Here is a 16,069-nt window from a genome sequence, read left to right as displayed (position 1 = left end):
CGGGATCAGCGCTGCCGCGCGGCGGCGATCAGGGCGGGCAGGCCGACTGCCGCGGTGGTCCGGATGCTGTGTGTGGCCCTGGATGTGAGGACCGTCGGTTCCGGATTGATCTCGATCAACGGCACGCCGCGGTCGGCGGCTTGTTCGGGTAGCGCGGCGGCCGGGTACACCACGCCACTGGTGCCCACCACCACGATCACGTCGGCGAGGTCGAACACCCGTTGGGCCCGTTCCCAGGCATCCGCGGGCAACGGCTCACCGAACCAGACCACGCCGGGGCGCACCGGAGACAAGCACACCGGGCACAGCGGTGGCTCGGCCGGCGACTCGTCGGTGGCGGTGCCCGGATCGGCGTCGGTGCCCTCGTAGGGGAGTCCACAGCGCGAACACCGAGGTTCGAACAGGCTGCCGTGCAGGTGGCTGATCACCGAACTGCCCGCCCGTTCGTGCAGGTCGTCGACGTTCTGGGTGACGATCTGCACCGCGGTGTCGTGGCCGAACTCGGCGAGCGCGCGGTGACCCGCATTGGGGGCGACCTCACGTACCCGGCGGGCGCGCCACTGATACCAGCCCCAGACGAGGGCGGGGTCGGCGCGCCAGGCCGCCGGAGTGGCCAGACTTTCGGCCTCGAAGTTGCGCCACAGGCCGGTCTGGGCGTCACGGAAGGTCGGCACACCGCTTTCGGCGGACATCCCGGCGCCGGTGAACACGGTGACCCACTCGGCGTTCGCGAGGGCCGCGACGGCGCCCTCGGGTACCTCGACCCCGGCCGTCTCGCCGTGCTCGGCGATCACGGCGACTCCGGCGAGTTGGTCAGTGCCGATCGCAGCGCCGCCGCGGTGGCGTCGGGGTCGGGATCGCGTCGTACCACCAGTGTCCTGGCCAGACGCAGTTTGTCGCCCTGCTGGCGGGGGACGACGTGCAGGTGTGTGTGGAACACGGTCTGAAAGGCGGCGCGCCCGTCGTTGACCACGAGGTTGACGCCGTCGGCGGGCCGGTCGGATGCAAGCGGCGCGCGTCGCAGCGCCGCGGCGACACGTTGTCCGGCACGGAAGAGGGCTGCTCCTGTTTCCGGATCCAGGTCGGCCAGGCCCGACGAATGGGTGCGGGGAATCAGCAGCGTGTGGCCGCGCGCGACCGGGCGGATGTCGAGGAAGCCGATCACGGTCTCGTCCTCGTACACCTTCCGTGCCGGCGCCGACCCGTCGACGATCTGACAGAAGATGCATTCGGTCATCCCTGCACCCTATCGGGGGTTGGGGTCGCGCCTTGTCCGGGCCGTCGCTGCCTCGGGCCGACGGTGTCGGCGGGCGGACGACACGACGAGTGCACCAGATCACATCACAATCTGATAACGGTCCCCAGGGGTGTCCCCGCCCATGTCATTTGCGGCCTCGAATTCGGCCCCAGCAGGGCGGATGGCGTGGCGTCGTAGGGCCCTCCCGGTCCGGCGAGAAGTTACCCGTGCGGTTACCCGTGGGTATACCCGAGGGTCACCAACAAACATGAGGAATCCCTCACTTTTGTGTGCCATGATGGGTCCCACGTTCACGTAGGCAGACTCGTCGCCGAGTCGCCAGGTGTCCCCGAGCGAGCGAGAAGTGTTGGGGTGCAAGCGTGTTCGCGTCATCGCGCAACCGAGGCGCCGAACCCCGCCGCGGGTCTCTGGCCGACCTCGCCCATGCGTGCCGACAAGCCAACCGCCACGAGGAGAGTCTGTGACCGTCGATCAATTCCGCCCCGGAGCACATGGCGCCGCGAACATCGGCCAGCCCGCGCAGTCCCTGATCGAGCGAATCGCCGCCGGCGAGCCCTACGCCATCAGCTTCGGCGGGCAGGGAGGGCCGTGGTTGCCCACCCTCGCCGAACTCGTGATCGACGCCGATCTCGAACACCGCATGTCGACGGTCGTCACCGCCGCCGAACGACTCGTGGAGCCGGTCGCCGACTCCCTGGCCGTGGCGCGGCCCGACGGATTCCACCCGATCTCCTGGATACGCTCACACGACTCCGGCGACGACGTGCCCGACGACGCCGCGCTCGCCGACTTCGCGCTCTCGGGACCCGGTGTGCTGCTCTCCCAGCTCGCCGGCATCGAATCGGTCCGCAAACAGGGACTCGACCCCTCGGTGCTGACTCCGCGCGCCGTGATCGGGCATTCTCAGGGGTCGCTGGCCGTCGACGCCATCGGACGTGGCGACGCCGCGGAAACCGGTCCGGGACTGCTGCTGGCGGTGGCGCACCTCATCGGCGCCGCGGGCACCCTCATCGCGCGGCGTCGCGGCCTGGCGGCCGGTCCCGACGGTAGCCCGATGCTCGCGATCGGCGGTGTCGACCCGGCGCGGATCGACACGATCCTCGCCGACTACTGCGCGGACGTCACCGGGCTGGGCGCGGCCGAGGCGGGTTCGAGCACCGTGCCGGTGGTCGCGATCCGCAACAGCCGGCGGTCGGTGGTGCTGTCCGGTGCGCCCCGACACCTCGCCGCGTTCGCCGCCCGGTGCGAGACCATCGCCGCCGCCGAGTCCGACGCCCGCAAGCGCAAGGTCACCGGCGGTGCCCCCTTCGCGCCCATCTTCGACGCGTTGACGGTCAGCGTGGCCTTCCACCATCCCGGCATGGCCGACGCGGTCGAGCTGGTCCGCGAATGGGCGCTCGCCTGCGGCATCGACGCCGAGGTGGCCGCACAGCACGCGGCCGACATCCTGGTGAATCCGGTGGACTGGGTTTCGGCCGTCGACGCCACGGTCGCCGACGGGGCGAAATGGATGATCGACCTGGGGCCCGGTGACCTCGCGACCCGTCTGGCCGCACCGCTGGTGCGTGGGCAGGGGGTGGGCCTGGTTGCCGCCGCATCGCGCGGCGGACAGCGAAACCTGTTCAGCCCCGGCGGAATTCCCGAGGTGTCCCGGCCCTGGTCGGCGTTCGCGCCGACGCTGGCCACCCTGCCCGACGGACGTAGGGTGGTGGAGACCGCCTTCACGCGGCTCACCGGTCGTTCGCCGATGCTGCTCGCCGGCATGACGCCCACCACCGTGGACCCCGGTATCGTCGCGGCGGCCGCCAATGCCGGGCACTGGGCCGAACTCGCCGGTGGCGGGCAGGTCACCGAGGAGATCTTCGCGGGCAACATCGCCCGGCTGACCGACCTCCTCGAACCCGGACGCGAGGCGCAGTTCAACGCACTGTTCCTCGACCCGTACCTGTGGAAACTGCAACTCGGCGGCAAACGCCTGGTGCAGAAGGCCCGCGCGCAGGGCGCTCCCATCGACGGCGTCATCATTTCCGCGGGCATCCCCGAACTCGCCGATGCGGTCGCCCTGGTCGATGAGTTCGTCGACGCCGGCTTGCGGTTCGTGGCATTCAAACCCGGCACCGTGGAGCAGATCCGGTCGGTCGTCCGGATCGCCGCGGAGGTGCCCCACCACCCGGTCATCGTCCAGATCGAGGGTGGACGCGCGGGCGGACACCACTCCTGGGAGGACCTCGACGACCTGCTGCTGGCCACCTACGGCGAACTGCGCGCCCGCCCGAACGTGGTGATCTGCGTCGGTGGCGGCATCGGCACCCCCGAACGCGCCAGCGCCTACCTGACCGGGGCGTGGGCCGCCGACCACGGCTATCCGACGATGCCGCTCGACGGCATCCTGGTGGGCACCGCGGCCATGGCGACCGCCGAGGCCACCACCACACCCGAGGTGAAACAACTGCTGGTCGACACCGCCGGCTGCGACGAATGGATCGGCGCCGGACACGCCGACCACGGAATGGCCTCGGGCCGAAGCCAACTCGGTGCCGACATCCACGAGGTGGACAACACCGCGTCGCGATGCGGCCGACTGCTCGACGAGGTGGCCGGCGACGCCGAGGCCGTCGCCGAGCGCCGTGACGAGATCATCGGCGCGCTCGCCGACACCGCCAAGCCGTACTTCGGCGACGTGTCGGAGATGACCTACCGCGAGTGGCTCGACCGCTACGCGACGCTGGCCGTGGGCGACGATGCGCAACTCGCTCCCGGCACCGATGGCCGCCGAGACCAGCTACCGTGGGCCGACATCACCTGGCAGCAGCGGTTTGTCGAGATGCTGCAGCGCACCGAGGCGCGGCTGCACCCGGCCGACCAAGGCCCGGTGCCCACCATGTTCGCCTCGCCGGCGAGCACCGACGACCCGCACGCCGCGATCGACGCCCTCGCGAGCGTCTACCCCGCAGCCGAGGTCGACATCCTGCACCCCGCCGATGTGGCGTTCTTCCTCGACCTGTGCCGCACCCCGGGCAAGCCGGTCAACTTCGTACCGGTGATCGACAAGGACGTCCGGCGGTGGTGGCGCAGCGATTCGCTGTGGCAGGCCCATGATCCGCGGTATCGCGCCGATCAGGTGTGCATCATTCCCGGTCCCGTCGCCGTGTCGGGCATCACGTGTGTCGACGAGCCGGTGGGCGATCTGCTCGACCGCTTCGAGGCGCAGGTCGTCACCGACCTCGCCGCCACCGGTGTGCGGCCGACTCCGGTCGATGTCCGTAAACGCAATAGCAGCATTGCCGACGGCGGCGTCCTCACCGCGATCCTCGACGCCGACGACGTCTCGTGGGTGGGTCGTATGGTGCCCAGTCCAGTTGTGGCGCTCGGTGACCGGGATCGCTGGGACATCGTCGACGCGCGCCGTGCCGAACACGAGCCCACCGGGTCTCTGCTCGAGCACGTCATCGACGACCGTTTCGACCTCGTGGTGCCGATCTCCGGGACTGCGGTACGCATCCCGCTGCAGGTGGGACCGTCGATCCGCGACGGCGGAAACCCGCGCGTCGACAGCGCCGATGCCGCCGACGCGATGTCGGCGATCCTGCGGGTCGCCGCGGGCGGATCGCTCGCCGAGGTTCACGACGGTACGGCGACCACCACCGTGTCCTGGGACCCCGACCGCATCGCCGACCACGCGCTGGTGACCGCGAACACCCTGCCGCCGCACCTGCACGCCACCACCCCGTCGCAGCCCAACGGCTTCGCCGTCCCCGACACCCTGGTGGGGGCATGCTGGCCGAGCGTGTTCAGCGTGATCGGTGCCGCCCGCACCGACGACGGCGCACCCGTCGTGGAGGGTCTCCTCGACCTCGTGCACCTCGACCACGCGATCGAACTCACCGGTCCCATCCCGATGGCCGGGGCCGAACTCACCGTCACCGCGCGCACCACCGGAGTTCTCGACACCGAGGTCGGCCGCGTCATCGGCGTGAGTGTCGAGGTCGGTGGACCCCAAGGCGAGATCGCACGACTGGCAGAACGTTTCGCCATCCGCGGTCGTCACGGGTCCGCCGAGCTCACCGACCCGGTCCGGGCCGGGGGAGCGACCACCGACGAACAGCAGGCCACCCGCAAACCATTGCGCGCGGCCACCATCGTGGCCCCGGCCCGCATGGGCGCGTTCGCCGCGGTGTCCGGCGACCGCAACCCCATCCACACCGATGCGTCGGCGGCGAAACTGGCCGGACTCGGCGCCCCGATCGTGCACGGCATGTGGTTGTCGGCGGCCGCCCAACACGTGGTCACCGCCACCGATTCGAAGAATCCGACGCCGTCTCCGCGCCGCCTGCTCGGTTGGACGGCGCGGTATCTGGGCATGGTGCGCACCGGTGACCCGATCACGGTGCGTGTCGACCGGGTGGGTCTCGACCACGGACGTGAGGTGGTGGAGGTGTCGTGCCGGATCGGCGACGATCTGGTGATGAGTGCCACCGGCCTGCTGGCCGCCCCGCGCACCGTCTACGCCTTCCCGGGCCAGGGCATTCAGAGCAAGGGTATGGGCCTCGATGCGCGTTCACGCTCGAAAGCCGCACGCGCGGTGTGGGATCGAGCCGACCGGCACACCCGCGACGCGCTCGGCTTCTCGATCCTGGCGGTGGTGCGCGACAACCCCACCACGCTCGTGGCCGGCGGCACCACCTACTCGCATCCCGACGGCGTGCTCTACCTGACCCAGTTCACCCAAGTGGCGATGGCCACCCTGGGTGTCGCGCAGATCGCCGAACTCGAGGAGTCCGGCGGGTTCGTCGAGGGTGCCATCACCTGTGGGCACTCGGTCGGGGAATACAACGCGCTCGCCGCCTGTGCCGGAGTGCTGCCGCTGGAAGCCGTGCTGGAGGTGGTGTTCCAGCGCGGTGAGGCCATGCATCATCTGGTGCCGCGAGACGACCTGGGACGCAGCGACTACCGTATGGCGGCGATCCGGCCCAGCCAGTTCGGGCTGGACGATGCGCAGGTGCCCGCATTTGTGGCCGAGATCGGTTCGGCGTGCAGGGAGTTCCTCGAGGTGGTCAACCTCAACCTGCTGGGTTCGCAGTACGCGATCGCCGGCACGGTACGCGGTCTGGAACACCTCGAGGCCGAGATCGAGCGTCGCCGTATCGAATTCGGCGGGAAACGCTCGTTCATTCTGGTGCCCGGCATCGACGTGCCCTTCCACTCGACGGTGCTGCGTGCCGGGGTCCCCGAGTTCCGCGGCAAGCTCGACGAACTGCTGCCCGCCGACATCGACCCCCAGATCCTGGTGGGCCGCTACATTCCCAACCTGGTGCCGCGGCTGTTCACCCTCGACCGCTCGTTCGTGGAGGAGATCGCAGCGCTGGTGCCCTCCGATCCGCTCGATGCGGTACTGGCCGACTGGGACACATGGTCGGCCGACCCGCACCGCCTGGCCCGCACCATCCTCATCGAGCTGCTGGCCTGGCAGTTCGCCAGCCCCGTCCGCTGGATCGAGACGCAAGACCTGCTCTTCGCCGACGCCGGGCGCGGCGGCCTGGGCGTGCAGCGATTCGTCGAGATCGGGCTCAAGGGCGCCCCGACCCTGACCGGTCTGGCCACCAACACCCTCAAGCTCGAGGACTACGCGTCGGCGACCACCGAGGTGCTCAATCTGGAACGTGATTCCGAGGTGATCCTCGCCCGCGATTCCGCACCCGAGATCGTCGATGACCAGGTCGACGCGGCCGCGGCCGACAATGACGTCGCCGCCGCAGCCGAATCGGCCACCCCCGGAGCCGGGACGGCGAATACCCCCGCCGCCGTCCCGGCGCCGGCAGCCCCGGCCGGTGCTCCCCGCCCCGACGACCTCGCGTTCGGTCCGTCGGATGCGGTGAAGGCCGTGATCGCGCTGTGGACCAAGATCAGGGTCGATCAGATCGGGCCGGCCGACACCATCGAGGCCCTCTGCGATGGCGTGTCGTCGCGGCGCAATCAGCTACTGCTCGACATCGGCGGTGAACTCGGGCTCGGTGCCATCGACGGCGCCGCCGAGGCCGACATGGTGGCGCTGGCATCCACCGTCGACGCACTTGCCCGCGGGTACCGGCCACTGGGTGCGGTGCTCACCGATGCGGTCGCCGACCAGATCCGCAAGATCCTCGGTCCCGTCGGCAAACGTCAGTCCTACATCACCGACCGGGTGAGCGAGGTCTGGCAACTCGGTTCGGGCTGGGGCACGCATACCGTGATCGCACTGGCGCTCGGCACCCGCGACGGCGTGAGCGTACGCGGCGGCGATCTCGGCGATCTGCTCGACGGCCCGCCGTCGACCGTCGGTGCGCTCGATGCCCTCATCGACCGAGCCGTCGGCGCGGTGGGCGCCCAGCGTGGTGTCGCGGTGGCCAAACCGGCCGCCGAATCCGGTGGCGGGGCGACCGTCGACGCTGCCGCGCTCGGCGAGTTCACCGAGCAGATCACCGGCCGCAGCGGAGTGCTGGCCGCGGCCGCCCAGACGATCCTCACCAAACTCGGCCTCGCCGAAGAGGTTTCGGCACCGCAGGCCGCCGACAACGCCGACGCGCTGGTGGCCGAACGGGTCGGCGCCGAACTCGGCACCGACTGGGCGCGCACCGTCGCACCGGCTTTCGACGAGGCGAAGGTGGTGCTGGTGGACGACCGGTGGGCCACGGCCCGCGAGGATCTGGTGCGGCTGTGGCTGAGCGACGAGGAGTCGCTGCACACCGGATTCGACGATGTGGTGGCTCGTTTCGCCGGCGCCGGAGCGGTGGTCGCGCAACACGCCACGTGGTGGCAGGGCAAGGCGCTCTTCGCGGGCAACGGGGTGCACGCCCGCGCGTTCGAGGAGATCGCACACCTCGCCGACCACCCCGCACGCGGTGAGTTCTCCGACGACATCGCGGTGGTCACCGGCGCCAGCAAGGACTCGATCGCCGCATCGGTGGTCGCCGGACTGCTGGCCGGCGGTGCCACGGTGGTGGCCACCACCTCCCGGCTCGACTCGGACCGGCTGGCGTTCTACAAGAACCTCTACCGCACCCATGCGCGCTTCGACGCGGCGTTGTGGGTGGCGCCGGCCAACATGGCGTCCTACACCGACGTCGACGACCTGGTGGGTTGGCTCGGCTCCGAGCAGACCGAGAACCTCGGTGGCACCACCGCCGTGGTGAAGCCGGCGATGAAGCCGACGCTGCTGTTCCCGTTCGCCGCGCCCCGCGTCGCCGGGGACCTCACCGAGGCCGGTGGCCGCGCCGAACTGGAGATGAAGGTGCTGCTCTGGTCGGTGGAGCGTCTCATCGCCGGGCTGTCGGACATCGGTTCCGATCACGACCTCGCCGCCCGACTGCACGTGGTGTTGCCCGGATCCCCCAATCGCGGCATGTTCGGTGGTGACGGCGCCTACGGCGAGAGCAAGGCTGCGCTCGACGCCCTGGTCACCCGGTGGGCGGCCGAGGAATCCTGGGGAGCCAAGACGACACTCGCGCACGCACTGATCGGCTGGGTGCGCGGCACCGGCCTGATGGGGCACAACGACGGAATGGTCACCGCGGTCCAGGCGGCCGGGGTGCGCACGTGGAGCACCGACGAGATGGCGGCCCGGCTGCTGGGACTGTGCTCGGCCGAACAGCGCTCGGCCGCAACCGAGGCCGCCATCGTCGCCGACTTCACCGGTGGGCTCGATCCGTCGATCGATCTGAAGTCGCTGGCCGCGCAGGCAGCCACGGCCGAAACCGACTTGGTCGCTGATGCGGACGACGCCGGCCTCGACGAGGCGGCCACCGTGGCCGCACTGCCGGCGCCCGCACGCGCGGACAGGGCGATGACGCCGGAGTGGCCGTCGCTCGACACCGCCCCCGAGGACCTCGTGGTCATCGTCGGCGCCGGGGAACTCGGCCCGTATGGATCGGCGCGTACCCGCTTCGAGATGGAGGTCGACGAGAAGCTCAGTGCGGCAGGGGTTCTCGAACTGGCCTGGAATACGGGGCTGATCCACTGGGATTCGGTGCCCAAACCCGGCTGGTACGACACCGCGAGCGGCGACCCGGTTCCCGAAGCCGAGATCGCGCAGCGCTACCACGACGAGGTGGTGGCACGGTGCGGAATTCGCCGGTACGGCGACGACGGTGCCATGGTCGACAACTCGTCGCCGCTGCTGACGTCGGTGTTCCTCGACTCCGATCTGTCGTTCACGGTGAGTTCGGAAGCCGAGGCCCGCGCGTTCGCCGCGGCCGATCCCGAGCGGACCCGCGTCGTGGCCGACGCGGAGTCCGGTGACTGGACGGTCACCAGGATGGCCGGTACCGAGATCCGCGTGCCGCGCCGGTTCGAATTGAGCCGCACGGTCGGCGGTCAGATCCCGACCGGGTTCGACCCCACCCGATGGGGCGTCACCCCCGACATGGCCGAGTCGATCGACCGGGTGGCGCTGTGGAACCTGGTGGCGACCGTCGACGCCTTCCTGTCGTCGGGCTTCACCCCGAGCGAACTGATGCGGTGGGTGCATCCGGGACTGGTGGCCAACACCCAGGGCACCGGCATGGGCGGGATGACGTCGATGCGCGAGCTCTACGTCAACACCCTGCTGGGCGAGTCCAAGGCAAACGACATCCTGCAGGAGGCGTTGCCCAATATCGTTGCCGCGCACGTAGTCCAGTCGTATGTCGGCAGTTACGGCGCGATGATCCACCCGGTGGCCGCGTGCGCCACCGCGGCCGTGTCGGTCGAGGAGGGCGTCGACAAGATCCGTCTCGGCAAGGCCCTGTTCGCAGTCGCCGGCGGATTCGACGATCTCGGTATCGAGGGCATCGTCGGGTTCGGTGACATGTCGGCCACCGCGGAATCCGACGCACTGGCCGCGCGTGGCATCGATGAGCGCCGCTTCTCCCGGGCCAACGACCGGCGCCGCGGCGGATTCGTCGAATCCCAGGGCGGCGGAACCATTCTGCTGGCCCGCGGCGACGTGGCAGCGCAGATGGGTCTGCCCGTCCTCGGCGTGGTCGCCTGGGCGCAGAGCTTCGGTGATGGCGTGCACACCTCCATTCCCGCACCGGGTCTGGGTGCGTTGGGAGCGGCACGCGGTGCGCAGGATTCCCCGCTGGCCACCGCGCTCTCGGCACTCGGGGTGAGCGCCGACGATGTGGCGGTGGTCTCCAAGCACGACACCTCCACTCGGGCAAACGATCCCAACGAATCGGAGTTGCATGAACGGCTGGCTGCGGCGATCGGCCGCGGCGACGGGGCACCGTTGTTCGTCGTATCGCAGAAGTCACTCACCGGCCACGCGAAGGGCGGGGCGGCGGCCTTTCAGCTGATCGGGCTGTGCCAGGTACTGCGCGACGGGGTGATCCCGCCCAACCGCAGCCTCGACTGTGTCGACGAGCAGATGCGCGAGTACCCGCACCTGGTGTGGCCCCGCGAACCCCTCGTGCTCGAAGACCGGTTCCCGCTCAAGGCGGGCCTGCTGACCAGCCTCGGTTTCGGGCACGTCTCCGGTCTCATCGCGGTGGTGCATCCGGAAGCGTTTGTGGCAACACTGGATTCGGAGGCGGCGCGCACCTACCGGGAGCGGTCTGCGCGTCGGGAGCGTGACGGTGCGCAACGCCGACTCGTCGCGATGTGTGGCGGCGAACCGGCCTACCGCAGGCCCGCCGACCGCCGATTCGATTCCGTCCGTGACGAACACGACGCGGAGTCGGAGTTGCTGCTCGATCCTGAGGTACGGCTGTCGGCGACGGGCGCCTACGGGCCGACCGCATCCGGCGTGAGCTGACGATGGCGGTCGTGGGAGTCGGTATCGACGTGGTGTCGATACCGGAGTTCGGCGAGCAACTCGCCCAGCCGGGGACCACCTTCGCCGACCGGTTCACGGTTGGGGAGCGGCGCGACTCGGCCACCGGCACCGGCGACGAGGCACGTCATCTGGCGGCCCGGTGGGCGGCGAAGGAGGCCGTGGTCAAGGCGTGGTCGGTGAGCCGGTTCTCGCGATCGCCGCTGTTGCCGTTGATCCGTCACAGCGACATCGAGGTGGTCACCGACACCTGGGGCCGGCCCGCGATCCGGCTGTCGGGCGAGATCGCCGAGCACCTGCGCGGCGCGGCGGTGCACATCTCCCTGACGCACGACGGGCCCACCGCCGCGGCCGTGGCCATTCTGGAGGACCAGCCGGCCGGCGACGGCTAGCCGGCGCCGGTGCGTCGCGTTCGCACCCCAGACGGCCCCAGACTGCTCCCGGCGGCGGGCCGAAAGTAGGGGACGAATGTCCTTCCCCTACTTTCGCATTCGTCCCCCAGATATTCCTAGGGGAACGTCGGAAAGCCCGGGGAAGGTCGGTGGGCCAGGAGCCGACGTAACCCTCGCCGCCTCGGACCACGACTCAGGCGGTGGCTTCCTCGAGCATCAGGTAGCCGGCGAGCATGCGTTTGAGTTCGGTGACGGTTTCGGGGTGGTCGTGGCCGTCCTGGACCGAGAAGCTCAGCAACGAATACGCGGTGTGTACCAGCACCTGGGCCATCATCTCGCGCCGTTCGCGTTGCGACGGTGTCAGCGGCGCCAGAATTCGGGCCACCTGCTCGGCGAGCACCCGCTCGTTGAGCGACGCGGTGGCACGGGTGGCGGGTGTGGACTGCACCGCCAGCCACACGGCGCGGCGCGACGGATCGTCGCGCCAGAGTGCGGCGAGGTGATCGAGAAAGCGTTCGAGCAGGATCGGCCAGTCCAGCGACGGCACCTCCGAGCCGAACGCGGCCAACTCCTCGCGCACCCCGACGGTGTCCTGCCGGTCGAGTTCGCAGACGATGACGTACTTGTTCGCGAAGTACTGGTAGAGGGTGCCGATCGGGACACCCGCCCGCCCGGCGATTTCTTCGCAGGTGAGCGACTCGAAACCCACCTCGGTGAGCAATTCGCGGGCTGCGGTGAGCATCGCGGAGAACTTCCGTTTGCTGCGTTCCTGCGTCGGACGTTTACGCGGGACCAGGGGATCGGGTGCCAGCGAGTGGGCGCTCATCGGTCCGGTGGCGTCAGGCCGACAGGTCGCGGCGCAGCTTGGCCACGTGTCCGGTGGCCCGCACGTTGTACTGCGCGAGCGCGATGGTGCCGTCGGCGTCGACCAGGAATGTCGACCGTATCACCCCGTTGACGATCTTGCCGTAGAGCTTCTTCTCGCCGAACGCGCCCCAGGCTGTCATGACCTCCTTGTCGGGGTCGCTGAGCAGGGGAAAGGTGAGTCCCTGCGCGTCGGCGAACGCCGCCAGCTTCGCGGGTTTGTCCGGCGAGATGCCGACCACCGCGAGGCCTTCACCCTCGAGTTCGGCCAGATTGTCGCGAAAGTCGCAGGCCTGCTTGGTGCAGCCGGGTGTGCCCGCCGCCGGATAGAAGTAGACGATCACCTTGCGTCCGGCGTAGTCGGACAGGGAGATGGGGTTGCCGTGTGCGTCGGAGAGCGTGAACCCGGGGGCCTTGTCGCCGACGGCGAGGCGTGCGGTGCCAGCCATGTGGCCAGGCTAGTCGATCGCCCGGATGAGTCCGACCACACCCGGTAGTCGGACATATGGGTCAAAGTTCCTGGTGTGACGTGCCTCTGCCCGGAAATCGCGTGCCGATGACGTATCCTGGTGCCATCGTTCGACATCGTCGGCGCGCACTCCCGAAGTCGTCGGGGATCAGCGCGCCGATTGTGTCGTGGCCGCAGGTGGTGGGCACCTCGGGCCGAGTGGGTACACAGCAGTGGGAGGACAGAAGTGGCCGGGGATACCGACCGTATCGAACAGGACATCGTGCAGGCCCGGGAGGACCTCGCCAACACGCTCGACACACTCGCCGAGCGGGTGAGCCCGGACCGATTGGCGTCGGACGCGAAGTCGACCGTGAAGGCATTTCTCGGCAAGCCGGCCGTCAAGTACTCGCTGGCCGCAGCCGGCGCGCTCGTCGTGGTCGTGGTGGTCCGGAAGATCGTGGCATGAAGCGTGGGCTGTGCGCGCTGACCGCGGCGGGAGTCGTCGTCGTCGGGGTGGCCGGTTGCTCGCAGCAACCCACCTACTCAGACGCGGTGACCAATGCTCCGGCGTTGCAGTCGCTCGCGCAACCGGACATCTCGGTGACCGGCTGGGGCGACAAGCCGATGATCAATCACGCTGTCGGCGTGATGCCCGGTGCGCCGATCCGCGTGAGCGCGCAGAACGGCAACCTCACCTCGGTGGTCGTGTCCGGCCCGAACGGTCCGGTCCAGGGCGCGCTGTCGGCTGATGGGTCCACCTGGACCTCGGGGCAGGCGCTCGACTTCGGCGGCGACTACACGCTGACCGCGGCGGCGCAGGGCGTCGAGGGCAACGGCGCCCGCAAGATCGGGTTCACCACCGCGTCTGCCGAGTCACTGGCCGACGCATCGTCGGTGGTCGAGGACAACGAGACCGTCGGCATCGGCCAGCCCGTCGCGATCAACTTCGACACCCCGATCGTCAACAAGCTCAACGCGCAGCGGGCGATCACCGTCACCACCGATCCGCCCGTCGAGGGAGCCTTCTACTGGCTCAACGACAGCATGGTGCGGTGGCGTCCGGAACACTTCTGGAAGCCCGGCACCAAAGTGCATGTGGCGGTGCGCACCAAGGGCATCGACCTCGGTGGCGGCGTCTACGGCGACAACGACCTCACCACCGATTTCAAGATCGGCCGGAGCATGGTGTCGGTGGCCGACGACAAGACGCACATGATCACCGTGTCGATCGACGGCAAGGAGGTCAAGACCATGCCGACGTCGATGGGCAAGGACTCCACGCCCACCAACAACGGCATCTACATCACAGCCGAACGCGCGCCGAGCGTCATCATGGACTCGTCCACCTACGGTGTGCCGGTCAGCTCGCCCGGCGGCTACCGCGAGACGGTATACGACGCGACGCGAATCTCGTTCAGCGGCATCTACGTTCACTCGGCGCCGTGGTCGTTGGGCGATCAGGGGGTGGACGACGTCAGCAACGGCTGCCTCAACGTGAGTCCCGCCAACGCGGAGTGGTTCCTCAACAACTCGCTGCGTGGAGATGTGGTGATCGCCAAGAACACCGTGGGTCCTCAGCTGCCCGGCGACGACGGACTCGGTGACTGGAACGTCCCCTGGGCGGTGTGGAAGAAGGGCAACGCCTGACGGGCAGGCCCGTGCGAGAGCCGTCATGGCCACCCGAGCAGGCGATTTCACTTCTGCACCGGTGAGCCTGTAAGGTTTCCTCTCGCACGGCACGCGCCATTAGCTCAATTGGCAGAGCAGCTGACTCTTAATCAGCGGGTTCGGGGTTCGAGTCCCTGATGGCGCACAACACGACCCCCGCCACCTGCACAGGCAGGTGGCGGGGGTTTTTCGTTCTCACCGGTCGATACCGCCGGAGTCGATCCACCGGACGACTCGGGCATTTAGAAGATCTCGTACACTTGGGACATCCACGCGGAGCCCGGGAGAGATCCCTGTGGCCGCGTGCTGTCGGATCGACAGGATCAGTCGGGTGCAGAGGTGGGAGACATATGCGGATCGGTGGTGGCCGGCGTATCGGAGCGATGCTTGCCGTCGGCATGTTGGCGCTCGTCGCGCTGCTGTCGTCGTGCTCGGCGAAGCCGACCTACTCCGAGAACGTGCAGAGTTCGAGCCTCTTCGGCGATCTGCTGATGCCGGGCATGGAGATCACCGAGTGGGCCAACCGGCCGCTGCCCGATCAGGCGGTGGGCATTCAGCCGGGTGCGCCGATCACCGTGCGGTCCACCGAGGGATCGCTGACCGGAGTCCGCATCGGCAAGGCCGACGGCACCACCGTCGCCGGTGCGCTCAACGACGACGGCACCACCTGGACGAGCACCGAGCCCCTCGGATATGGCCGCACCTACACGCTGCAGGCCGACGCGAAGGGAATCGGCGGCGCCAGCACCAAGCGGGTGTCGTTCACCACCCGGTCGCCGAACAATCTCGCCCAGGCCTACCTGACCCCGAGCAACGGTGAGACCGTCGGCGTCGGGCAGCCGGTGGCGGTCAAGTTCGACGAGCCGATCCCCAACCGCACGGCGGCGCAGCAGGCCATCAGCGTCACGGCCAACCCGCCCACCGAGGGCGCCTTCTACTGGATCAGCGATACCGAGGTCCGCTGGCGCCCCAAGGAGTACTGGAAGCCGGGCACCAAGGTGTCGGTGGCCGTCAACACCTACGGAATCGATCTCGGGAACGGGCTCTTCGGCCAGGAGAACGTCAAGTCGAACTTCACCGTCGGTCGGTCGATGATCATCACCGCTGACGACCGCACCAAGCAGGTCACTTTCGAGCGCGACGGCACGGTGATCCGCACCATGCCCACCTCGATGGGTAAGGACGCGACACCAACCGATAACGGCGTGTATCTCGTCTCCGACAAGCACGACAACATCATCATGGACTCGTCCACCTATGGCGTGCCGGTCGGTTCGGCCGACGGCTACCGCACTCCGGTCGACTACGCGACACGAATGTCCTACAGCGGCATCTTCTTCCACTCCGCGCCATGGTCGGTGTGGGCACAAGGCAACACCAACACCAGCCACGGGTGCCTGAATCTGAGTCCGGAGAACGCGCTGTGGGTCATGCAGACCACGCTGCGTGGTGATCCGGTGGTGGTCAAGAACACCGTCGGGGGCACTCTCTCGGGAACCGACGGGCTCGGTGACTGGAACGTCCCCTGGGCGGTGTGGTCGAAGGGCAACGCCTGACACCGCCGAGGCGGCGATGCCCACGCTGCCGCCGCCGGGATCATGTCACCGGCCACTGTTACGATCGCCAGTGATTCAGATCTCCACGACGAT

9 protein-coding genes and 1 tRNA gene are annotated in these 16,069 nt (G+C 69.1%); 6 read left to right on the top strand and 4 right to left on the bottom strand.

Annotated elements, in window-relative coordinates; all coding sequences use genetic code 11:
- Positions 1–5: 5 nt before the first annotated feature.
- Together ACWDSI_RS14020 and ACWDSI_RS14015 are read right to left on the bottom strand one after the other, a co-directional pair.
- Entirely contained in the window at positions 6–794 is a 789-nt protein-coding gene (locus ACWDSI_RS14020) for an SIR2 family NAD-dependent protein deacylase (RefSeq protein WP_449748771.1), read from the bottom strand.
- Positions 791–1,237: an HIT family protein gene (locus ACWDSI_RS14015; RefSeq protein ID WP_449748772.1), complete on the bottom strand. Its 447-nt coding sequence runs from the start codon at positions 1,235–1,237 to the stop codon at positions 791–793. The genes ACWDSI_RS14020 and ACWDSI_RS14015 overlap by 4 nt, the downstream gene beginning before the upstream one ends.
- Before the next feature lie 481 nt (positions 1,238–1,718).
- On the opposite strand from ACWDSI_RS14015, the gene ACWDSI_RS14010 reads away from it, so the two are divergent.
- Complete coding sequence (locus ACWDSI_RS14010) at positions 1,719–11,027, top strand: fatty acid synthase subunit beta domain-containing protein (RefSeq protein WP_449756872.1); 9,309 nt, start codon at positions 1,719–1,721, stop codon at positions 11,025–11,027.
- A gap of 2 nt (positions 11,028–11,029) precedes the next feature.
- Positions 11,030–11,437 (top strand): holo-ACP synthase AcpS, encoded by a 408-nt coding sequence (gene acpS / locus ACWDSI_RS14005; protein WP_449748774.1) that lies wholly within the window; start codon positions 11,030–11,032, stop codon positions 11,435–11,437.
- A 193-nt stretch (positions 11,438–11,630) separates the two neighbouring features.
- Here acpS and ACWDSI_RS14000 read toward each other — a convergent pair whose 3' ends face one another.
- Together ACWDSI_RS14000 and bcp are read right to left on the bottom strand one after the other, a co-directional pair.
- A complete protein-coding gene (locus tag ACWDSI_RS14000; RefSeq protein WP_449756871.1) occupies positions 11,631–12,263 on the bottom strand; it encodes a TetR family transcriptional regulator in 633 nt (210 codons plus the stop codon).
- A gap of 13 nt (positions 12,264–12,276) precedes the next feature.
- Positions 12,277–12,750, bottom strand: coding sequence for a thioredoxin-dependent thiol peroxidase (bcp, locus tag ACWDSI_RS13995; protein WP_449748776.1), 474 nt, complete (start codon positions 12,748–12,750; stop codon positions 12,277–12,279).
- A 246-nt stretch (positions 12,751–12,996) separates the two neighbouring features.
- Between bcp and ACWDSI_RS13990 the strand changes: the two genes are divergently transcribed.
- The 4 genes from ACWDSI_RS13990 (at position 12,997) to ACWDSI_RS13975 (ending at position 15,976) form a co-directional block, all read left to right on the top strand.
- Positions 12,997–13,218 (top strand): DUF3618 domain-containing protein, encoded by a 222-nt coding sequence (locus ACWDSI_RS13990; RefSeq protein ID WP_449748777.1) that lies wholly within the window; start codon positions 12,997–12,999, stop codon positions 13,216–13,218.
- Positions 13,215–14,399, top strand: coding sequence for a L,D-transpeptidase (locus tag ACWDSI_RS13985; protein WP_449748778.1), 1,185 nt, complete (start codon positions 13,215–13,217; stop codon positions 14,397–14,399). The genes ACWDSI_RS13990 and ACWDSI_RS13985 overlap by 4 nt, the downstream gene beginning before the upstream one ends.
- Before the next feature lie 93 nt (positions 14,400–14,492).
- Positions 14,493–14,565: transfer RNA gene (locus tag ACWDSI_RS13980), tRNA-Lys, on the top strand.
- Positions 14,566–14,770: 205 nt separating this feature from the next.
- Positions 14,771–15,976 carry a L,D-transpeptidase gene (locus ACWDSI_RS13975; protein ID WP_449747547.1) on the top strand — a complete coding sequence of 402 codons (1,206 nt, stop codon included), beginning with the start codon at positions 14,771–14,773 and terminating at the stop codon, positions 15,974–15,976.
- Positions 15,977–16,069 lie beyond the last annotated feature (93 nt).

The sequence above is a fragment of the Gordonia sp. NPDC003429 genome (assembly GCF_053588575.1).
The sequence above is the reverse complement of the archived record's forward strand: the minus strand, read 5'-3'. Positions and strand labels throughout refer to the sequence as shown.